The organism is Phenylobacterium sp. (assembly GCF_030697305.1).
Classification (GTDB): Bacteria; Pseudomonadota; Alphaproteobacteria; order Caulobacterales; family Caulobacteraceae; genus Phenylobacterium.
In genome coordinates, this window is the sequence record NZ_JAUYQL010000127.1 from 13,037 (window position 1) to 34,355 (window position 21,319).

A 21,319-nucleotide genomic window follows, 5' to 3' on the forward strand; every position below is an offset into this window, starting at 1 on the left:
CGCCCTACCCCTTCTGCAAGGCCGCCCGGATCTTCGGCGGCGACAACGGCAGGTCGTCGAGCCGCACGCCGGTCGCCGCACGCACCGCATTGGCCACCGCGGCCAGCGGCGGCACGATCGGCACCTCGCCGACGCCTTTGGCCCCGAACGGGTGGCGCGGATTCGGCACCTCGACGAGCACCGCATCGATCATCGGCAGGTCCGAGGCCACCGGCACGCGGTAGTCGAGGAAGCCGGCGTTTTCCATCCGTCCGTCGACGTCGAACACATATTCCTCGTTCAGCGCCCAGCCGACGCCCTGCGCCACGCCCCCCTGCACCTGGCCTTCCACGTAGGAGGGGTGGATGGCGCGCCCGACATCCTGGGCGGCGGTGTAGCGCAGCACGGTGACCTGCCCGGTCTCGGGGTCGACCTCGACGTCGCAGATGTGGGCGCCGAAGCCCGGCCCGGCGCCCTGAGCGTTGAGCGACACCTCCGCCGAGATCGGCCCTCCCGTACGGCCCGACTGGGCGGCCAGGGTGTCGAGGTCGAGGCGGCGCGCCCCGCCCTTGGGGTCCAGCGGTCCAATCGCTGCGCCGGCTTCCCAGGTGACCGTCTCCACCGGCACGTCCCAGATCAGCGCCGCGCGGCGCTTCAATTCCTCGATCACCTTTTCGGCGGCCTGCACCACCGCCATCCCGGTGGCGAAGGTCGTGCGGCTGCCCCCGGTCAGGCCGGTGAAGCCGATGGAGGCGGTGTCGGCGACGATCGGGCGGACCCGCTCGACCGGCAGGCCCAACACCTCGGCCGCCATCATCGCCATGGACGCGCGTGAGCCGCCGATGTCCGGGCTGCCTGTGGCGACCACCGCGCCGCCGTCCTCGGAAAGGTGCACAGCGGCGGACGATTCCCCACCGATGTTGAACCAGAAGCCCACCGCGACGCCGCGTCCCTGGTTCGGGCCGAGCGGGGCCTTGTAGTGCGGATGGCTCTCGATCGCGTCGAGGGTCTCCATGAAGCCGATGTTCTCGAACGTCGGGCCGTAGGCGGCCTTCATCCCGTCGCGCACGCCGTTCAGTCGGCGGATGGCGATCGGGTCCAGGCCCAATTGCTGGGCGAGCTCCTCGATGGCGCTCTCCACCGCGAATGCGGCGATCGGCGCGCCGGGCGCGCGATATGCGGCGACCTTCGGGCTGTTGGTCACCACGTCCCAGCCGACGACGCGGAAATCGGCGACATCGTAGCAGGCGATGGCGGTCATCGAGGCCGCGCCCGCAGGAGAGCCCGGGAAAGCGCCGGCCTGGAACTTCAGTTCGACATCGGCCGCGGTGATGCGGCCCTCGCGGGTCGCGCCCAGCCGAACGTGCATCACCGAGCCGGAGGTCGGGCCCGTGGCGGTGAACACCTCCTCGCGGGTCATCACCATCTTCACCGGCGCGCCGGACTGGCGTGACAGCGCCAGCGCCAGCGGCTCCAGATAGACCGTGGTCTTGCCGCCGAACCCGCCGCCGATCTCGGCCGGCGTCACGCGGATGTCGGAGATCTCGATCCCCAGCACCTTGGCGCAGTAGGTCCGGACCATGAACTGGCCCTGGCTGGAGCTCCACACCTGGCATTGGCCGTCGGCGGCCATCTCGGCGACGCAGGCATGCGGCTCGATGTAGCCCTGGTGGACGGCCTGGGTGGTGTAGCGACGATCGATCACCACTTCGGCGGCGGCCAGGGCGGCGTCCACGTCCCCGCGCACGAACAGATGACGCTTGGCGATGTTCGACGGACTGGCCGGCCGCGGACTGACGCCTTCGGTGAACAGGTGGGAGTGCAGCAGCGGCGCGTCGGGCGCCATCGCCGCCTCGACGTCGATCACGTGAGGCAGGGTCTCGTAGGTCACCTCGATCAGGGCGACGGCCGCCTCGGCGATCGAGGCGCTGACGGCGGCCACGGCGGCGACGGGGTGACCCTGATAAAGCACCTTGTTGCGGGCCATGACGTTCATCGCCAAGTCGCGCAGGTTCGAGGCGCTCTCGCCCGCTTCGTATTCCTGCGACGCCAGGTCGGGGAAATCGGCCGCGGTGACGATCGCCTTCACGCCGGCCAACGCGCGCGCCTTGCGGGTGTCGATGGAGACGATCCTGGCATGGGCGTGCGGACTGCGCTTGACCCGTCCGGTCAGCATGCCGGGCGCGCGGAAATCGGCGCCGTACGCCGCACGGCCGGTGACCTTGTCGACACCGTCCGGACGAACCGGTCGGGTGCCGATGACCTTCAGCGCGGCCGTGTCGGGCCGGTTTTTCGTCGGTGCGTCGCTCATGCCGCCCTCACCTGTCTCAGCTCGGCCGCCGCGTCCATGACGGCGCGGATGACCTTGTCATAGCCCGTGCAGCGACAGAGGTTGCCCGCCAGCCAATAGCGGGTCTCGGTCTCGGTCGGGTCGGGGTTGGCGTCCAGCAGCGCCTTGGCCGCGATCAGCAGGCCGGGCGTGCAGAAACCGCACTGCAGGGCGGCATGGTCGAGGAATTTCTGCTGCAGCGGGTGCAACTCTCCGCCCCGCGCCATGCCCTCGATGGTCTCGATGCGACGGCCTTGCGCCTCGGCCGCCAGGATCAGGCACGAGCAGGTCAACCGCCCGTCCAGGATCACGCTGCAGGCCCCGCAGTCGCCGGAACCGCAGCCTTCCTTGGAACCTGTCAGGGCCAACTCGTCGCGCAGCGCGTCCAGCAACGTGACGCCGGCCTCGGTCAGGAACTCGACCGGGTCGCCGTTCACCGTCGCGCTGATGTGGATCTTGCTCATGTTCGTTCGCTCGCTCTGCGATAGGCGATGGCCGCGGCGCGGCGCGCGAGCACGCCGGCGATGCGGGTTCGGTATTCGGCGGTGCCGCGCTTGTCGCTGATTGGCCGGCAGGCGGCTTCGGCGGCCTGGGCCAAGGCGTCCAGCGCCGCGTCGTCGAGGGTCGTGCCGATCAAGGCCGCGCCAGCCGCCTCGACCAGCAGCACCGTGGGCGCGACGGCGCCCAGCGCGACGTGCGCTTCTGAACAAACTCCGGCCGCGTCGAGCGTCAGGCTGACGCCGGCGCCGACAACAGCGATGTCCATCTCGGTGCGTGGGATCTGCCGCAGATAGGCGTCGCTCGCACGGGCTGCGCGCGGCGGCAGACGGATCTCCAACAGGAATTCATCGGGTGCGAGAACGGTCGCGCCGGGCGCGGTGACTACCGCCTCAACCGGTAGCTCGCGACGCCCCTGCCCGCCGACCACCACGCAGATCGCCCGCGCCGCCACCAGGGCCGGAACGCTGTCGGCGGCGGGCGAGGCGTTGCACAGGTTGCCGCCGATCGAGGCGCGGCCCTGCACCTGGGTCGAACCGATCAATTGCACGGCCTCGACGACGCCGGGCCAGGCGTGAATCAGCGCCGCGTGCTCGCCAAGCTCAGCGCCGGATGTGCTCGCGCCGATGACAAAGCCGCCATTCTCCTGGCGCACGCCGATCAGGCCGGGAATGCGCTTCAGGTCGACGATCCGCTGCGGCTTGACCCGTCCGGCGCGCATCTGCACCAGCAGGTCGGTGCCGCCCGCCAGCACCTTGGCGCCGCCTCCGGCCAGGGCTTCGATCGCCCCGGCCACGCTCGCCGGCGCGACATAGTCGAGATCCGCCATGCTTCCTCCTGACGCCGCGACGAGCCGACATGCGCCAAATTGGGCGCGTCGATCTCCGATGGCGGCTTAGGCGGCTATGGTTGCACCCGGGGCGGCATGTGATCAATGCCCGGGGCAGCGAAGCCCTCAGGCTGCGGAGGCGCGTGCCTGGGAGATCGCCTCCAGAACTTCCAGATAGGGTTCGGCATGGGCGCGCAGATGCGGCCCCGCCTGCAGCGCGTTGGCCAGGAACCGTGAGCCGGCCAGCGACAGATCCGCCAGAGCGGCCGCCGCTCCGTCCACCTCGCCCTGGGCCTTGCGGGCGGCGTCGAGCAACGACAGTTCACGCTGATGGGTGCGATGGACATAGCGGATCTGGTAGCTCAGCAGCCGCCAGTTCATCGGCTTGACCACGAACGACGTCGCGCCCGCCTCGTAGGCCCGATCGATGGCGCTGACGTCGTCGCGGCCGGTGACCACGATCACCGGGATGTGGGCGTGGCGGGGTTCGGCGCGCATGCGACCCAGCACCTCGAAGCCGTCCATGCGCGGCATCTCGAGATCGAGGAGCATGACGTCGGGGGTCGCGGCTTCCAACGCCGCCAGTCCGGCGAAGCCATCCTCAGCGACAACCACGCTGGCGTGCTCGGTGGTCAGATGCACCTGGGCGAACTCGCGCAAGATGGGGTCGTCGTCGACGTACAGGATCCGCGTCGTGTCCTGCAGCACGTAGAAGAACGCGTCGCTCGCGGATGATTGCGCCATGAAACGACGACCTTGCCGGTGAAACCACGAACAGATTAAGCCGCCAGTCATTAATGTCATGTAACCGATAAACTCCAACATCTTCCAAGACTTAGGACTGTGGGCAAATGTCGGTCGGGCGAACGGCGCGCCGCCGCTCCATCCGCGGCAAGCTGACCTGGCTGGTGGTCGCCTCGACGAGCCTCGCCGTGGCGCTGGTGGCCGTGGTCTCCACCGTGCGCGACGGCCGCCGCGAGGCCGCGTTACAGACCGACCACCTGCGCGCCACCGCCGCGGTGATCGCCTCGCTGAGCGGAGAGGCCGCGGCCCAGGGCGACCGCACCCGCGCCTTCGCCGCGCTGCGCTCGATCGCCGCCCTCCCGGACGTCGGCTACGCGCGCATCGAAACGCCGGACGGCGTCATGCTGGCCGAGGCCGGCGCCGCCGTGCGCCTGACCCGTGACGCCAAGATCGCCGCCGACCAGGACCTTTCGCTTCTGTCCATGCTCCGCTCGCGCACCGTCGAGGTCAGCGCGCCGGTGGTCTACGCCCGCCGCGACGTCGGCCGGGTTGTGCTGCTGGGCCGCCTGCACGGGGTGGGCGAGCGGCTGGCGTCGAGCCTGCTGATCGGCCTGCTGGCGGCGCTGGCGGCGACCGCCGCGGGGCTCGCCGTCGCCTGGCGGCTGCAGCGCGGCATCGCCGGCCCGATCCTGGCGCTGACCCGCGCCATGGGCGAGATGCGCGAGCGTCGCGACTTCGAGCAGGGCCCTGACATCGCCGCTGACGACGAGGTCGGCGATCTGGTGGACGGCTTCAACGCCATGCTGGCCGAGATCCGCACCCGCGACGGCGAGATCGCCCGCCACGTGGCCGGCCTCGAACATACCGTCGCCCAGCGCACCTCGGACTTGGTCGACGCCAAGGAGGCGGCCGACGCAGCCAACAGCGCCAAATCGGACTTCCTGGCGACCATGAGCCACGAGATCCGTACCCCGATGAACGGCATCATGGTGATGGCCGAGATGCTTGCCGCCGGCGATGTGCCGCCTCGCCAGCGCCGTTTCGCCGAGGTGATCGCCAAGTCCGGCTCCAGCCTGCTGGCGATCATCAACGACATCCTCGACTTCTCGAAGATCGAGGCCGGCAAGATGGATCTGGAGGCCGCTCCGGTCGATCCATGTGAGATCGCGGACGACGTCTGCAGCCTGTTCTGGGAACGCGCCCGCTCCAAGGGGCTGGACCTCGCCGCCTACGTCGACCCGTCAGTCCCCCAGATCATCGAGGCCGACGCGGTGCGTCTGCGTCAGGTGGTCGGCAACCTGATCAACAACGCCATCAAGTTCACCGAGAGCGGCGCGGTGCTGGTCGAGTTGACCGCGCCGCAACCCGGCCGCCTGCGCGCCGCGGTCCACGACACCGGCATCGGGATTCCCGCGGACAAGCTGTCGACCCTGTTCACCGCCTTCACCCAGGCCGACCAGTCGACCACCCGGCGGTTCGGCGGCACGGGCCTGGGCCTGGCGATCTGCAAGCGCCTGGTCGAGGCGATGGGCGGCGCCATGCACGTCCGCAGCAAGGTCGGCCAGGGCTCGATGTTCGGCTTCGAGGTCCCGGTCGTGGTGATCGAGCCCGCCCGCGCCTGGCCGGCGCTCACCGGCGTCGCCGATCTGGGCCTGGAGGGGTCTGCCAGCCGCGCAGCCATGCGCCGCTACCTGACGCGGTCGGGCCTGACGTTCGCCCAAGCGCCGGGCGATGCGGACATCGTCATCTGCGATCCCACCGCGGCGCCAGCCGCATCAAGCGATCGCATTCCGACCCTCTGCGTCGGTGAATACGGCGATTCGACTCCTGCACAGTTGCAGCAGACCGGTCGCGTTGACGCTGTCCTGATCCAGCCTTTCCGCCGGCAGGACCTGCACACGGTGTTGGAGGCATGGCGGGACAAGCGTCCGCTGGCGAGCGCCCTGGATTCCGGCGAGCAAGCGCAGCAGGCCGCGACCGCGACCTTCTCCGGGCGCCGCGTCCTGGTGGCCGACGACAGCGCCGTCAATCGCGAGGTGGCGATGGAAGCCCTGTCGCGCCTGGGGATCCACGTCAGCGTCGTCGTCGACGGCCGTGAGGCGGTTCGCGCGGTCGCCGAGGGCGGCGTCGACCTGGTGCTGATGGACGGCAGCATGCCGGAGCTGGACGGCTATGACGCCACCCGCGAGATCCGGGCCGCGGAAGCCCGCTCCGGCGCCCCACGCCTGCCGGTGGTGGCCCTGACCGCCCATGTGGTTGGCGCGGCGGCCGAGGCCTGGCGTGACGCCGGCATGGACGCGGTGTTGCACAAGCCCTTCACCCTCGCCTCGCTGGCCCAGACCCTGGCGAAATTCCTGACCCCGGATGAGACGCCGCTCGCCCAACCCGAGCCGATCCCAGCGGCGGAAGCGACACCGCAGCCTGCGCTCGACGATCTCCTCGATCCCAACGTGACGGCCGAGTTCGCGGCGATGACCGCCGCCGGCCGCGGCGAATTTGTCGAGCGGGTGCGCCGGCTGTATCGCGAGAACGCGCCCGAAGCGGCCCAGGCCGCGGCGGACGCGGCCCGGGCCGGAGACGCCGCCGAGCTCGCCCGCGCGGCCCACGCGCTGAAGTCGATGAGCTTGAACATGGGCGCCCGTGCGGTGTCCGAGCTTGCCGCGCGGCTGGAGTCTGCCGCGCGTGACGGCATCGTCGATCATGCCGGAGCCGCCGCCCTGCCGGAGCGTCTGGCCGCAACACTCGCCGTGATGGAGGGCGCGACGCCTGTCGCCGAGCCTTCGCGCAGCCAGACCGCAGACGAGGAGGAGCTGCGCCTCGCCGCAGACCTCGCCCAAGCGGCTCAACGCGGCGAGTTCCACATGGTCTACCAGCCGCAGGTCGCCCGCGACGGCGAAACGCTGGCCGGCGTGGAGAGTCTGCTGCGCTGGCGTCACCCCGTGCGCGGCGACGTCAGCCCCGCCGACTTCATCCCCATCGCCGAACGGCACGGGTTGATCCGACCGATCACCCTTTGGGTGCTCGAGCGGGTGATGCAGGAAACCGCCGACCTTGCGCCCCTGTCCGTCGGCTTCAACGCCTCGGCGTTGGAGTTCGGCGACACGCGCTTCGTCGACGACATCGCCATGCTGATCGCCGCCCATCGCTTCGAGCCCGAACGCCTGGAGATCGAGATCACGGAGACGGCGATCCTCAACGACGGCGAGGAGGTTCGCCGCAGCATCGAGCGGCTGCATTCATTGGGCGTGCGCATCGCCCTCGACGACTTCGGCGTCGGCTATTCCAGCCTGAGCCACCTGCGCATGTTCGCCTTCGACAAGCTGAAGATCGACCGCGCCTTCGTCACCGAGTGCGCCGAGAACGTCCAGGCCGCGACGCTCGTCCACGCGGTGGTCAGCATCGGCCGCGCGTTGGGCATGAAGGTCGTCGCCGAGGGCGTGGAGACGCAGGCCCAGCAGCGCTTCCTGAAGACCGCTGGCGTCCACGCCATGCAGGACTATCTGTTCGGCAAACCCGCGCCGGTAGAGGATCTGAGGGCCTGGACGTCGCCGCTGGCGGCCGTCGCATCCGCGGTATGAACCCGCGTCGCGCCAGCAGGTTACAGGCCTGAAACGACACGCATAATCCGGATATCACGGCTTTGGTTTAACCAGCCTGAAACGTCTGCGGCTCTTTCTGGGCAGGATTGTAGACCTCAGGTCGAAAACTTGACCCCTTCTTCTGCGAGCGACCCGCGGCGACGTTCGCCCCCGCATGGCCTGTGGCGGCGGTTCGTCGCCAGCGCGCGTGGCGGCGTGGCGGTGTGGTTTGGTCTGGCGACTCCGGTGCTCGCCGTGCTGGTGGCCGGCGCCATCGATCTGGCCTCACTGCTGTCGGACCGGTCCGCCATCCAGGACGTCGTCGACGCCGCCGCGATCCAGGCGGCCCAGCAGAGCTCCGTGTCAGAGGCCGCCGCGCTCGGCGAGCGCAGCAAACACTTCGTCGATGAGCAGCTGGCCAAGCGCAAGATCCGCCTGAACTACGCCGTCAACACCGCGGTCGCCAAGGACGGCAGTGTGACCATCACGGTCAGTGGGAAGCGCACCTCGTTCTTCGGCAACATGCTGCCGCCCGGCGGCTGGCCCATCAACCAGGACGCCACCGCCAGCCCGATGGGCCGGGTGCCGCTGTGCGTGCTGACGTCGGGCAAGGACGACGCCAACCGCCTGGATATGAAGGGCAACGCCCACATCACCGCGGCCGGATGCCTGGTGCATGCGAACGCCGACATCGCCGTCGAAAGCACCGCCTGGCTGAAGGCCGCCCTCATCCAGGCGTCGGGCCTGGCGGCGGGCCGCATCACGCCGACCGCCCAGCAGAGCGCGCCGCTGATCGAGGATCCGTTCAAGTCGATGACCATCAAGACCCCGGCCAGCCTGTGCTTGCCGCTCGACGTCATCCTCAGCATCGGCCTGAACACCCTGCCGCCAGGCGTCCACTGCGGCAAGTACATCGCCGGCAAGGGGGCGACCCTGCGCCTGCAGCCGGGAGAACATTATTTCAGCGGCAAGCTCGAACTGAAAGAGAACGGCATCCTGCAGGGCGACGACGTGGTGCTGGTTTTCGACAAGGATTCCGACTTCAAGTTCTCCGGCAGCTCGCAGATCGACCTGACCGGCCGCAAGAAGGGCGCGTTCGCCGGCTTTGTGCTGGCCACCACGCGCAACAACACCCGCACCTTCGAGATCTCCAGCGACAACGCCCGCGAGCTGCTGGGCACCATCTACATCCCGGCGGCGACGCTGAAGGTGACTGGGGCCGGCAACGACATCGCCGACCAGTCGGCCTGGACCGTCGTCGTGGCGAAGGAGATCAAGATGGAAGGCAGTCCGAACCTGGTGATCAATTCCAACTACTCGGTGGGCGGCGTGCCGGTCCCCACCGGCGTCGGCCCGACAACCCAGGGATCGCGCCTGACCAACTGACCGAGCCGGCGCGAAGGTGCGGAGCATGCCCTGCAGCGCGTCTCAGAGCAGCTTCGCGCCGACCAGGATCTCAGCACGCCAGCCTCTACGCCCGACGCCGCCCGGGAGGATCAGCGAGGCCCAGCAGGATCACCGCCGGAACGGCGACCAGTAAAAAATCACTTCGGAATGCATGCGGCGAGCTAAGACAGAGGCGAACTCGGTCGGATAGCAGCGCTGCGAAGCGCGAGCTGGCTGGCCGGGGCTATTGAGGGCTCGCGAGCCCCGGCCAGCGGATCTGTCCCAGACTGGAGAGACATGGTCAGATCTGAAACGCCTGACGCAGGAAGCGGGCCAACAACGCCGCCGCACCACGCGGCGCCGAAAAAAGGGGAGAAACGCATGAGTGGGAATGGCCGATCTGTCGAAGGCTCGATTGCCCTGGTGACCGGCGCCGCGAGCGGCATGGGAGCGGCGACCGCCAGGATCTTCGGTGAGCTTGGCGCGCGCGTCGCCGTCACCGACCGCGCCCAGGACGCCGCCGAGGCCGTGGCCGCCGAAATCCGCGCCGGCGGCGGCGACGCCCGCGCCTGGGCTCTCGATGTCGGCGACCCCGACGCCATCGTGCGCGTCGTCAACGACGTGGCCGCCCACTTCGGCGGCCTCGACATCCTGGTGAACAACGCCGGCGTCGCCGGTTTCCTCGCCATCGACAACGACGGCTACGAGGACCTGTGGGACCGCATGCTGGCGATCAACCTCAGCGCCCACCAGCGGACCGTCCGCGCCGCCCTTCCTCACCTGCGCAAGTCCGACTCCCCGCGAATCGTCAACATCGCCTCCACCGAGGCGCTGGGCGCAACGGCGATGGACAGCGCCTACGCCGCATCCAAGGCAGGCGTCACCGGCCTCACCCGCGCCCTTGCCGTGGAGCTCGGTAAGGAGGGGATCACCGTCAACTGCATCTGCCCGGGCCCGATCGAGACGCCGATGACCGCCTTCGCACCGGCGGAAGACAAGGAGACCTACGCGCGCCGCCGCACCTCGCTGCGGCGCTATGGTCTGCCGGAAGAGGTCGGCCACATGACCGTCAGCCTCTGCCTGCCGGCCGCCTCCTACATCACCGGAGCCGTGATCCCGGTGGACGGCGGCCTGATGGCCCGCAACGCGTGAACCCCGGGAGGAACGAGCAGGTCTACGGCGATATCTGCGTCACCCGCCACGGCCGCTAGTCGGCGGTGGCGACCACGCCGTCGCCGATCAGCCGCTCGACCTCGTCGTCCGCGTAGCCGGCCTCGGCCAGGATGGCGCGGGTGTGTTGTCCCAATGCGGGCGCAGGGCCAGCCGGGTCGATCGGCGTCTCCGACCAGCTTCCCGATTGCGGCATGGTGCGCATCCGCCCTGCGAGCGGATGGTCGACGGTCTGGAAGAAACCGACGTCCTTGAGGTGGGGGTCGTCTTCGATCGACTCCAGCGTGTGCAGCGGCATCGCCGGAATGTCCGCCTCCTCCAGGATCGCCAGCCACTCCGCGGTGGTCCGCTCGACCAGGATCTCGGCGACCAGGCCGTACAGAGCGTCGATGTTGGCTGCGCGGCGCCCGATGCTGGAGAACCGCTCGTCGTGCGTCATCAGGTCGCCATGGCCGGTGGCCGCAAAGAACCGCGTCCACTGAGCGTCGTTATAGGGCAGCACGCCGATGTAGCCGTCGCGGGTGGCGAACGGCTTGCGGTTCGGCGACAGCAAGCGCGGATAGCCGTAGGGTCCGGTCGGAGGGTCGAAGCTCTGCCCATTCAGATGCTCGCCCATCACGAACTGGACCATGGTCTCGAACATCGGCAGCTCGACCTCCTGGCCGACGCCGGTGCGCTGGGCGTTCAAAAGGCCCGCCAGCAGCATGTTGGTCCCCTGCAGGCCGACGACGCGGTCGGCCAGGGCCAGCGGCACGTAACGCGGCTCGCCGCCCAGGGCGCGCTGCATCAGCATCGGTATGCCGGAGACCGCCTGCACCAGGTCGTCATAGGCAGGCTTGGCCGCATAGCGCCCGCCGCGGCCGTATCCAACCAGAGACACATAGACAAGCTTGGGGTTGCGCGCCTTGAACGCCGCATAGTCGAGGCCCAATCGGCCCAGCGCGGCAGGACGGATGTTCGACAGCAACGCGTCGCAGGTCTCGGCCAAGCGCAGCACGATCTCACGCCCTTCGGGGCGCTTCAGGTCCACCGCCAGGCTCTTCTTCCAGCGGTTGATGTGAATGAAGTTGGGTCCGATGCCTGGGCTGGGCGCATTGCCGAGGTAGCGCGCGTCGTCGCCGCCCAGCGACTCAATCTTGATCACCTCCGCGCCGAGGTCGGCCACCACCTGAGTGGCCAACGGCCCCATCAGGATGGTGCTGATGTCGATAATTCTAACGCCGGCGAGTGGTCCGCCCATGTCTTTTCACCGTCGCGCTGATAGTAATCGAGCGATTGTATTGCATGGCGCGCGGGCCAATCGCGAGCCCCATGGACGGAGTAAACATGACGTCGGGTAAATGGGACGAAGACGAAAGCGTCGTGATGTTCGCCGAGTCTGTTGGTCGGTTCCTCGACCGAGAAGCGCCGCCGGAGGTCTACGCCAAGTGGCGTGAGGACGGCGTGGTCGATCGCGCGTTCTGGACCAAGGCGGCCGAGGCGGGCCTGCTGGGTCTGTCCATCGATCCGGAATACGGCGGCCACGGCGGCGACTTCCGCCACGAGGCGACGCTGATCCGTCAACTGTTCCTGCGCGGTCTCAACGCCTTCGGCGCGCCGCTGCACAACGCCATCGTCGCCCCCTACATCCAAATGTACGGCACCGAGGATCAGAAGCGCCGCTGGCTGCCGAAGATGGTGACCGGCGAGCTGATCTCCGCCATCGCCATGAGCGAGCCGGGCGCCGGGTCCGACCTGCAGGGCGTGCGCACCCGCGCCGTGCGCGACGGCGACAGTTATGTGATCAACGGCCAAAAGACCTTCATCACCAACGGCCAGACCGCCAACTTGATCGCCGTGGTCTGCAAGACCGATCCGGAGGCAGGCTCGCGCGGGGTGTCGATCGTCTTCGTCGAAACTGACGGCTGCGCCGGCTTCCAGCGCGGCCGCAACCTCGACAAGCTGGGCCTCGAAGCAGCAGACACCTCCGAACTGTTCTTCGAGGACGTCCGCGTGCCGGTGGAGAACCTGCTCGGCGGGACCGAAGGCCAGGGCTTCTATCAGCTGATGCAGAAGCTGCCGCAGGAACGGTTGATGATCGCCGTCCAGGCGCTCGGCGCCATCGACCGCGCGATGGCCTTGACCATCGACTACGTGAAAGAACGCAACGCGTTCGGCAAAAAGCTGATCGAGTTCCAGAACACGCAGTTCAAGCTGGCGGAGTGCAAGACCGAGGCGGCGGTGGCCAAGGCGTTCGTCGACGACTGCATCGAGACCCACCTGCGCGAGGGCCTGGACGCGACCAAGGCCTCGATGGCCAAGCTGTGGCTGTCGGAGTGCGAAGCACGCATCGTCGACGAGTGCCTGCAGCTCTTCGGCGGCTACGGCTACATGGCCGAGTACCCGATCGCCCAGATGTACCGCGACGCCCGCGTGCAGCGCATCTACGGCGGCACCAGCGAGATCATGAAGGTGCTGATCTCGCGGAGCCTCTGAGGCGAATCCGCTTATCCCGGCGAAAGCCGCGATGAGCGGCGTAGTCTTGACGTCAGCGTGCCGCGGGAACCTTAAGCCAACCGCACGTACTCATAGTCGACGGCCTGCCCGTTGATCCCGCGGTCCGGCGGCGCGATCCAGCCGGCCATCTTGCCTGGCTGGGTGACCGGCTGCATGAGGCTGTGGACGAAGGCGCGGTCGGCCTCGGTGGGCAGCCAGTCGCCCTTGCGCTGGTCGAACGCCTCGCGGCTGATCGGTGCGCCGTCGACGTCGGTGGCGCTCCCCGCCCAGACGCCGATTTCGCGCCGGAAGCGCATGCTGGGCAGACGCACACGGAAACTGTAGCCCGCCGCCTCGATCTGCAGGTTCCAGCGGTCCATGAATAGCTGGCACTCCGCGGCGTAGGCGCGACGCGTGGTCTCGTTCATGGCGTTGCGCAGCGGGATGTCCTCGCGCTTCACCCCGCCCTTCCCGTCCGGGGTCTCCAGTTCGAAACTCTGGCCCAGCGCCAGGTGGTCCTCGAACTGCGCCTCGTCGGGCCGGCCCTTGATGCCGCTGGCGAAATAGAGCGCGGCGTTGGACGACGACTCCGACCCGAACAGGTCCAGCGCCGAGGAGAACCAGAAGTTGACGTACTTCTGCAGCGTCGGCAGGTCGATGGCGCCGGCCGCGCGCACCGCCAGCGGATCTTCCGATCCCAGCTCGCGCATCACCTGCAGGGTGCGCGCGATCACCCGGGCAAGGCCCGTATGGCCGATGAACATGTGGTGGGCTTCTTCGGTCAGCATGAACCGGCAGGTACGGGCCAGCGGGTCGAAGGCCGATTCCGCCAGCGACTTGAGCTGATACTTGCCGTCGCGGTCGGTGAAGAAGGTGAACATGAAATAGCTGAGCCAGTCCGAGATCGGCTCGTTGAAGGTGCCCAGGATCCGCGGCTTGTCGGTGTCGCCCGAGTGCCGGGTCAACAGCTCCTCGGCCTCCTCGCGGCCGTCGCGACCAAAATAGGCGTGCAGCAGATAGACCATCGCCCACAGGTGGCGGCCCTCCTCCACATTCACCTGGAACAGGCCGCGCAGGTCGTAGAGCGACGGCGCGGTGTGGCCGAGCAGCCGTTGCTGTTCCACCGAGGCCGGCTCGGTGTCGCCCTGCGTCACGATCAGCCGGCGCAGGGTCGAGCGATGCTCACCCGGGACCTGGGCCCACACCGGCTTTCCGAACTCGTCGCCGAAGCCGATGCGCCGGTCCTGCTCCTGCTCGGCCAGGAAGATCCCCCAGCGATAGTCCGGCATCTTCACCTGGCCGAACGAGGCCCAGCCGCGGGCGTCCACCGAGACCGCGGTGCGCAGATAGATATCCGCGGACTGGAAGTCGCTGGGCCCCATGTCGCGCCACCAGTTGAGGAATTCGGGCCGCCACTGCTCCAGCGCACGCTGCAGGGTGCGGTTGGAGCCCAGGTCGACGTTGTTGGGGATCTGTTCCTGATAGTCGATCGACATCACACTCGCTCCCGGTCGAACAGCGGCTTGGCGCCGGTTCCGAACAGTTTCAACGCCCCGCGCTCGCCTGTCGCATTGGGCCGATAGAACACCCAGTTCTGCCAGGCCGACAGGCGGGCGAACACCTTGGTCTCCAGGGTCTCGGCGCCCGGAAAACGAAGGTTCGCCTCCAGACCCGTGAGCGCGTCCGGCGACAGACTGGTCCGCTCTTCGAACGCCAACCGAATCTCGTCGTCCCAGTCGAGCTCGTCCGGCGTGAACGTCACCAGGCCATTCTCGGAAGCCTCCGCGGCGTCGAGGGCCTGGCCGGCCAGGCCGCGCAGGCTCTCCAGCACGGCTTCGTCGTCGTTGAACCGGGTCGCCAGCCGCGAACGCCCGTTGACCATCGGCAACAGGCCGAAATTGGTCGCATCCAGCAGCAGCTTCGGCGCGATCTCCGGACTGTCCAGCGCCTCCAGCATGTAGCTGCGGTCCGCCGCCAGCGCGATCTCCATCAGGACGCCGGCGAAGCAGGAGCCGGGGTCGATCACCGCGTAGAGGCTGCGCGAGGTGACATCCAGCCGCGCCAGGGTCCTGCGCAACAGGCCCGCCGTCTCGCGCACCAGCCAGTCGTCGCCCAGACGCACGAGCGCATCGCCCGCCGCCAGCACGCCCGCCGCTTCGCCCTTCGTGCGCAGCGCGATCAGGCCCAGCGCAGCCTCGTTGGTCCGCAGCATCAGGATGGCGTCGTCCAGTTCGCGCGCCATGCGTAGCGGCCACCAGGCGTCCCCCGCGGCGTGGATCGCGGTCACGTCGCTCGGTTGTGGACCGTTCGGCGCGTGCACGGTCAAGGTCGCCACCTCGGACGCGCGATCGATGCGCACCTCCACATGGTCGTATCGCCAACCGTCGGCTTCCATCTGGCGGTTCAACGGGCGCAGGCTGATCCCCTCGCCCGCGGCCGGCCGCCGCGATTGCGTCGTCAGCGCCTCGGCCCGCTCGCGCACCAGGCCCGAAAAGGCGTTCGGCGAGGCGATCTCATCGACCAGTCCCCAGGCCTGGGCGCGCGGCGCGCGCACCCCGTCGGCGCTGGTGCAGAACACGTCTGCGAGGTCGCGTCGAACACCGCGCTTGTCCACCACCCGGCTCAGGCCGCCGGTGCCAGGCAGCACGCCCAGCAACGGCGCCTCCGGCAGGCTGACCACCGTCGAGCGGTCGTCGACCATGACGATCTCGTCGCAGGCCAGCGCCAGTTCGTAGCCGCCGCCGGCGGTCGTTCCGTTCAGGGCGGCGATGAACTTCAGCCCGTCATGGCGGCTGGAATCCTCCATGCCGTTGCGGGTCTCGTTGGTGAACTTGCAGAAGTTCACCTTCCACTGATGGCTGGACGCCCCCAGCATGTAGATGTTGGCCCCGGCGCAGAACATCCGGTCCTTGCCGCTGGCCAGAACCACGCAAGCCGCCTGCGGGTGCTCGAAGCGGATGCGCTGCAGCGCGTCATGCAGCTCGATGTCGACGCCGAGGTCGTAGGAATTGAGCTTCAGCTTGTAGCCGGGCGCCAGGCCCGCATCCTCGTCGACGTCCAGCGTCAGCGTGGCGAGGCGGCCATCCACCGCAAGCTTCCAGTGCCGGTAATCTTCCGGCCGCCGATCAAAGGTGATCAAGGGTGTGGCTTCCTTCCCATTCGATTGGCGTTGCGCATTATAATGCATCTATTTCGCTGAACCGCCGTTATAATGCATATCGCCACACAAGCCTAGGCGACTTCCACAGCCATGTTCAGGTCTTCCAGGCTCGCTTCCTGAGTTCGGCCCGCGGTGTCCACCATCGCATCGGCCCGCGCATAGAGCCCCTCGCGCCGCCGCAGGATCGCCTCTAGGTCGGCCATCGCTTCCGGGGTGTTGGACATCGGCCGGGTGTCGCCCTGGGCCAGCACCCGGTCCATGTGCTCGCGCGGCGAGGCCTTGATCCAGACGGTGAAGCAAGTGCTGAGCAGGCGCTCGAATGTCGCCGGCTCCGACACGATGCCGCCGCCGGTGGCGATCACCGCCTGGGTGTCGCGCTCCAGCACCCGGTCGAGACTGGCCCGCTCCAAGCGGCGGAAGCCTTCGGGGCCGTAGAGGTCGAAGATGGCGCTGAGCGACAAGCCGCTTTCGCGTTCGATCTCACGGTCAAGTTCAATGAACGCCACGCCCCGGCGCTGGGCGAGCGAGGCGCCGAGCGATGACTTGCCCGCGCCGCGCAGGCCCACCAGGGCGATGCGGGCGCGACGCGCCTGCGGATCGGCGCGGCCGAACTGGCGCAGCAGCGACTGCCGCGCCTGGTCGAGTTGCTCGGGGCCAAGCGAGCGCAGCAGATCGAGGGTGCTCGACAGTGCGTCGACCGGCTCGGCGCGGTCGGACACCAGACGCTCGACCGGAGTCTGCAGCGCGCCGGCCAGTTGGCGCAGCAACAGGATCGAGATGTTGCCCTGACCGTGCTCGAGCTGCGCGAGGTATCGCTCCGAGACGTCCGAGCGCTGGGCCAGCGCCTTTCGCGACAGGCCCGCCAGCAGGCGCGCGCCGCGAACCCGTTCGCCCAGTCCCTCAAGATAAGCCGATGGGCCGGCGCCGAAGTCAGGGTTGGACGCCATGCTTTCAGTCTCGCTCCCGTGCGACGTTGATGTACCATATCGCGCAACAGGCAATAAACTGCATATCCGCCAGGGCGCGCCGTCCCGGGATGAACAGAAAACGGCGCAAGGGAGGAAGGCCATGGACCATGCGTCCAGCGCGGGCGGCTACAACGCCGCCGTGGACCTTATCGAGCGCAATCTGCGCGCGAACCCCACCAAGATCGCCATCATCGACGACGCGGGCCGCTACAGCTACGCCGAGACGGCTGAGCGCGCCGACCGCTGCGGCGCGGGCCTGCTGGGCCTTGGCTTCACACCTGGCGACCGGGTGGCGCTGGGCTTGCTGGACGGTGTGGATTTCGTCGCCTGCTTCCTCGGCGCGATGAAGGCCGGACTGATCCCGATCCCGCTCAACACCCTATTCCCTGTCCCCGACTACGCCTACATCCTCGCCGACAGCGGCGCGCGGGCGGCCGTGGTCTCGCCGTCGCTGGCCAATCAGTTTCGCGCCGCGGCCGCGCAGGCTGGCTGGACGGGCCGGCTGGTGATCGCGGGGGACGGCGCGATGCCCGGCGAGGTCAGCCTCGGCGAGTTCGCTCCGACCACTGCACCGCTCCAGCCGCACCTGACCACGCCGCAGGCCGAAGCCTTCTGGCTCTATTCCTCCGGCTCCACCGGCCGGCCCAAGGGCGCTGTCCATCGGCACGAAAGCCTGATGCTCACGGCAGACTTGTTCGCCCGCCAGGTGTTCGGGATGCGAGCCGACGACGTGGTCTATTCCGCCGCCAAGCTGTTCTTCGCCTACGGGCTCGGCAACGCCCTCACCTTCCCGATGGCGGCGGGCGCCACCGCGGTGCTGCGGGCCGAGCGGGTGACGCCGGAAGTGGTCGGCCGAGCCGTGGCCGAGCAAGGCGTCACCGTCTTCTGCGGCGTCCCGACCCTTTACGCCGGCCTGCTCGCCTCTCCGCACGCGCCTGGACGAGGTTCCGGCCTGCGCGTCTGCCTCTCGGCCGGCGAAGCCCTGCCCCAGGAACTGGGCGAGGCATGGGAAGCGCGCACCGGGGTGGAGATCGTCGACGGCATCGGCTCGACGGAGATGCTGCACATCTACGTCTCCAATCGCCCGGGCGCGGTGCGCTATGGGACCACCGGCCAGGCGGTCCCGGGCTACGAGGTCCGCGTGGTCGACGACGCTGGCGACAGCGTCGGGCCGGGCGAGGTCGGCGAGCTGCATGTCCGGGGGCCCACCTGCGCGTCCTACTACTGGAACAACCCGGAGAAGACCGCAGCGACCTTCGTCGACGGCTGGATGCGCACCGGCGACAAGTTCACCGCGGACGCCGACGGCTTCCTCACCCACTGCGGGCGGGCCGACGACATGCTCAAGGTCAGCGGCAACTGGGTGTCTCCCGGCGAAGTCGAGAACGCCCTGCTGGGCCACCCCGCGGTGTTGGAGGCCGCGGTGATCGGTGTGCCGGACGCCCACGGCCTGACCCGCACCAAGGCCTTCGTGGTGCTCAAGCCCAGCCATGCCGCCAGCACATCGCTGGAAGCCGAGCTGCAGGCGCACGCCAAGGCCAGGCTCGCGCCTTACAAATATCCTCGGCTGATCCAATTCACCGATCAGTTGCCGAAGACCGCAACCGGCAAGATCCGCCGCCACATGCTGCGCGAAGCCGAGGCCGCGACGGGGTCAGAGGCGTCGGCCTGATCACAGACGAAAACGGCTCCCCAAAATTGCTTGGGGAGCCGTCGATCTGCACGGCGTAAAAGCGCGTCTAGTTCAGCTCGCCCTTCTTGTAGCCCAGCACGTCGCGGGCCACGAGGATGCGCTGGATCTCGCCCGCACCCTCATAGATGTCGGCGATACGCGCGTCGCGGAACCACTTTTCGGCCAGATAGTCCTCAGAGAGGCCTTCCGGGCCGAGCAGCTCCAGGCAACCCTGGGTGATCTGGCGCGCCGCCTTGCCGCCGATGGCCTTGGCCATCGAGGCTTCGGTGCGATAGCCGAGCGAGGTGGTGCCAAGCTGGGTCTGCTTCCACTTCACTTCCATGACCGTGCCCCAGGCCGCTTCCCAAAGCGCTTCCATGCGGATGATCTTGTCTTCGGCCGCGCTGCGCGCCTTCACGCCGCGGGCATAGTCGACCTCGATGCCGCCTTCGGCCAGCTTGGCCTTGGTGAAGTCCAGCATCGAACGGCAAAGGCCCAGCGCGCCGGCCGCGACCAGCGGGCGGTTGTGGTTGAAGCGGCTCATCGTGCGGCCGAAATCGGCCTCCAGGCGATTGATGGCCGGAACCCGGATGTCGTCCATCGTGAAGCCGGCGATGTCGAACTGGTGCATGCCGAGCTTCTGGAACTGCTGCATCTCGTGGAAGCCCTTCATGTCCTTCGTGATGATGAAGGAGCTGAAGACCCGCCGGCCCTGTTCGTCAGGCACGCCGCGCAGCAGGGTGACTGCGCCGTCGAGCTTGTTGATGGCCGAGATGAACACCTTCTCGCCGTTCAGGACGTATTCGTCGGTCGCCGCGTCATAGCGCCAGGTCGACGCCATGTTGCCCGGGTCGGAGCCGGCGCCCGGCTCGGTGAGGCCGATGGCCAGGCGCAGATGGCCGAACTTGGCCTTCTGTTCGTCCGTGCCGAAGTCCTCGAGCACCATCGAGCCAAAGCCCAGTCCCTCGGGCCGCATGTCCAGGTCCTTGGCGCTGACCATGTGCATCAGGGCGTCGACCATGATGTGGCCGCTGGTGCCCTCGTCGCTCTCATGCAGCAGCTCGTAGGGGTCGGGCTTGCCCTCCAGCGCAGGGTGCAGGGTCTTGACCACCGGCGGCTTGTGCTCGGCCTCGCGATCGACTTCGCGGGCGAACTTGCGACCCAGCTCGTACTCTTCTTGGATCAGGTCCAGAAAGCGTTGGTCGCCTTCGGTGAGGCTGAAATCAACCATGTCGGTTTCCTCTCGAAATGTGGGGATGCGAAGCGTGCGGCTCAGACGCCGGCCACGCCCTCGAGAACGGACAGCGAGCGGGCGTTGCGATACCACATCTCGATCGGGTGAGCCTTGACGAAGCCGTGGCCGCCGAACGCCTGCAGGCCGTTGTCGGCGATCTGCATCGTCTGCTGGCTGGCGTAGGTGTAGGCCAGTTGGGCGGTGCGGGTGGCGGGAAGCTTGCTTTCCAGCTCCCAGGCGGCCTTCCAGTTCATCCAGCGCATCGCGTCGATATCGATCTTCATGTCGGCGATGTCGAAAGCGACCTTCTGCTTCTGGGCGAGCGGAGTGCCATGCACGATGCGTTCCTTGGTGTAGGGAACGACGTATTCGAGGACGCCGCGGCTGAGGCCCGCCATGATCGAGGCGAGGCCCACGCGGGCGCTGTCGACGATCTTCTGGATGTCCGCGCCGTTGCCTTCGCCGAGGCGCATGGAGGCGGGAACCTTGACGCCGTCAAAGCTCACTTCGGCGAGTTCGAGCGCGCGCAGGCCGAGCGTGCCCTTCGGCGCTTCAACCTTCACGCCCGCGGCGTCGCGCGGCACGATGAAGGCGTCCGCCGCGCCGTCGCTTTCGGCGATCACCAGGAAGTGGCTGCAGCTCGACGCCAGGGGCACGTAGGCCTTCTTGCCGCTCAGGACGTATTCGTCGCCCGCCTTGCTCGCCTTGGCGGAGATCTTCGAGACGTCGAAAGAGAACGACGGCTCCATCATGGCGATGGCTGCGGCCTGGAATTTGGGGCCGGCGAAGGCCTTCAGCAGTTCGCGCTGCTTGGCCGAGCCCTGATCGGCGATCGCCTGGACGAAGCCCATGGACGACGCCACCGCCAGCGCGAGACTTGCGTCGGCCGCGGCCAGTTCCTCCAGAATGATGGCGTTGGTCACCGGCGAGCGGCCCTCGCCGTCTGCGTCCGCCTGCGACTGGATGATCTCCGTCGCCCAAAGCGCGCTCAGCACTCCGTCGTCGATCTTGGAGTTGTCGTCCAGCCGGCGCGTCTCCGGACGCAGGACCGTGTTGGCGAACTCGCTCATCGTCGAGCGGACGATCTTCTGCTCTTCGGACAGTTCATAAGAGATCACGGACGCGATCCTCCCCGTTTGCGGTTGCGATGGAATTCGCCGGGCGCGGCGAAGAGCTATTCGCACAATCATGCGACGCTAGCGTAAGCTCTCACGTCCTGTCGGGATCGTCAATCATCAAACTGACGTTAGAATATGCAACGGCGAAAAAGCCGTGCGAAAGCAATGGATCTTCACTT

15 protein-coding genes are annotated in these 21,319 nt (G+C 68.2%); 5 read left to right on the forward strand and 10 right to left on the reverse strand.

Features of this window, described 5'->3' with window-relative positions:
• Positions 1-4: 4 nt before the first annotated feature.
• From Q8R27_RS13260 to Q8R27_RS13275, 4 genes are all read right to left on the reverse strand, one after another.
• Positions 5-2,290: a xanthine dehydrogenase family protein molybdopterin-binding subunit gene (locus Q8R27_RS13260; protein WP_305699458.1), complete on the reverse strand. Its 2,286-nt coding sequence runs from the start codon at positions 2,288-2,290 to the stop codon at positions 5-7.
• A complete protein-coding gene (locus Q8R27_RS13265) occupies positions 2,287-2,772 on the reverse strand; it encodes a (2Fe-2S)-binding protein (protein ID WP_305699459.1) in 486 nt (161 codons plus the stop codon). The genes Q8R27_RS13260 and Q8R27_RS13265 overlap by 4 nt, the downstream gene beginning before the upstream one ends.
• Complete coding sequence (locus Q8R27_RS13270; protein ID WP_305699460.1) at positions 2,769-3,635, reverse strand: xanthine dehydrogenase family protein subunit M; 867 nt, start codon at positions 3,633-3,635, stop codon at positions 2,769-2,771. The genes Q8R27_RS13265 and Q8R27_RS13270 overlap by 4 nt, the downstream gene beginning before the upstream one ends.
• Before the next feature lie 126 nt (positions 3,636-3,761).
• Complete coding sequence (locus Q8R27_RS13275; RefSeq protein WP_305699461.1) at positions 3,762-4,379, reverse strand: PleD family two-component system response regulator; 618 nt, start codon at positions 4,377-4,379, stop codon at positions 3,762-3,764.
• Positions 4,380-4,486: 107 nt separating this feature from the next.
• On the opposite strand from Q8R27_RS13275, the gene Q8R27_RS13280 reads away from it, so the two are divergent.
• From Q8R27_RS13280 to Q8R27_RS13290, 3 genes are all read left to right on the forward strand, one after another.
• Positions 4,487-7,957: an EAL domain-containing protein gene (locus Q8R27_RS13280; protein WP_305699462.1), complete on the forward strand. Its 3,471-nt coding sequence runs from the start codon at positions 4,487-4,489 to the stop codon at positions 7,955-7,957.
• Positions 7,958-8,086: 129 nt separating this feature from the next.
• Entirely contained in the window at positions 8,087-9,343 is a 1,257-nt protein-coding gene (locus tag Q8R27_RS13285) for a TadE/TadG family type IV pilus assembly protein (RefSeq protein ID WP_305699463.1), read from the forward strand.
• Positions 9,344-9,724: 381 nt separating this feature from the next.
• Positions 9,725-10,495: an SDR family NAD(P)-dependent oxidoreductase gene (locus Q8R27_RS13290; protein WP_305699464.1), complete on the forward strand. Its 771-nt coding sequence runs from the start codon at positions 9,725-9,727 to the stop codon at positions 10,493-10,495.
• Positions 10,496-10,550: 55 nt separating this feature from the next.
• Here Q8R27_RS13290 and Q8R27_RS13295 read toward each other — a convergent pair whose 3' ends face one another.
• Positions 10,551-11,753 carry a CaiB/BaiF CoA-transferase family protein gene (locus Q8R27_RS13295; RefSeq protein WP_305699465.1) on the reverse strand — a complete coding sequence of 401 codons (1,203 nt, stop codon included), beginning with the start codon at positions 11,751-11,753 and terminating at the stop codon, positions 10,551-10,553.
• A gap of 86 nt (positions 11,754-11,839) precedes the next feature.
• Here Q8R27_RS13295 and Q8R27_RS13300 point away from each other — a divergent pair, with 86 nt between their 5' ends.
• Positions 11,840-12,988: an acyl-CoA dehydrogenase family protein gene (locus tag Q8R27_RS13300; protein ID WP_305699466.1), complete on the forward strand. Its 1,149-nt coding sequence runs from the start codon at positions 11,840-11,842 to the stop codon at positions 12,986-12,988.
• A gap of 71 nt (positions 12,989-13,059) precedes the next feature.
• Here Q8R27_RS13300 and boxB read toward each other — a convergent pair whose 3' ends face one another.
• The 3 genes from boxB to Q8R27_RS13315 all read right to left on the reverse strand — a co-directional run bounded on the left by boxB (position 13,060) and on the right by Q8R27_RS13315 (position 17,095).
• Positions 13,060-14,484: a benzoyl-CoA 2,3-epoxidase subunit BoxB gene (boxB, locus tag Q8R27_RS13305; RefSeq protein WP_305699467.1), complete on the reverse strand. Its 1,425-nt coding sequence runs from the start codon at positions 14,482-14,484 to the stop codon at positions 13,060-13,062.
• A complete protein-coding gene (boxC, locus tag Q8R27_RS13310) occupies positions 14,484-16,127 on the reverse strand; it encodes a 2,3-epoxybenzoyl-CoA dihydrolase (RefSeq protein WP_305699468.1) in 1,644 nt (547 codons plus the stop codon). Before boxC ends, boxB begins: the two co-directional genes overlap by 1 nt.
• A 92-nt stretch (positions 16,128-16,219) precedes the next feature.
• The gene (locus tag Q8R27_RS13315) at positions 16,220-17,095 is read right to left on the reverse strand and encodes a helix-turn-helix transcriptional regulator (protein ID WP_305699469.1); all 876 of its coding nucleotides are present in this window, start codon (positions 17,093-17,095) and stop codon (positions 16,220-16,222) included.
• Positions 17,096-17,216: 121 nt separating this feature from the next.
• Here Q8R27_RS13315 and Q8R27_RS13320 point away from each other — a divergent pair, with 121 nt between their 5' ends.
• A complete protein-coding gene (locus Q8R27_RS13320) occupies positions 17,217-18,788 on the forward strand; it encodes a benzoate-CoA ligase family protein (protein WP_305699470.1) in 1,572 nt (523 codons plus the stop codon).
• 67 nt (positions 18,789-18,855) lie between these two features.
• Here Q8R27_RS13320 and Q8R27_RS13325 read toward each other — a convergent pair whose 3' ends face one another.
• Together Q8R27_RS13325 and Q8R27_RS13330 are read right to left on the reverse strand one after the other, a co-directional pair.
• Positions 18,856-20,019 (reverse strand): acyl-CoA dehydrogenase family protein, encoded by a 1,164-nt coding sequence (locus Q8R27_RS13325; RefSeq protein WP_305699471.1) that lies wholly within the window; start codon positions 20,017-20,019, stop codon positions 18,856-18,858.
• A gap of 41 nt (positions 20,020-20,060) precedes the next feature.
• Positions 20,061-21,140, reverse strand: a complete 1,080-nt coding sequence (locus Q8R27_RS13330; protein WP_305699472.1) for an acyl-CoA dehydrogenase family protein — start codon at positions 21,138-21,140, stop codon at positions 20,061-20,063.
• Between the last annotated feature and the right edge of the window lie 179 nt (positions 21,141-21,319).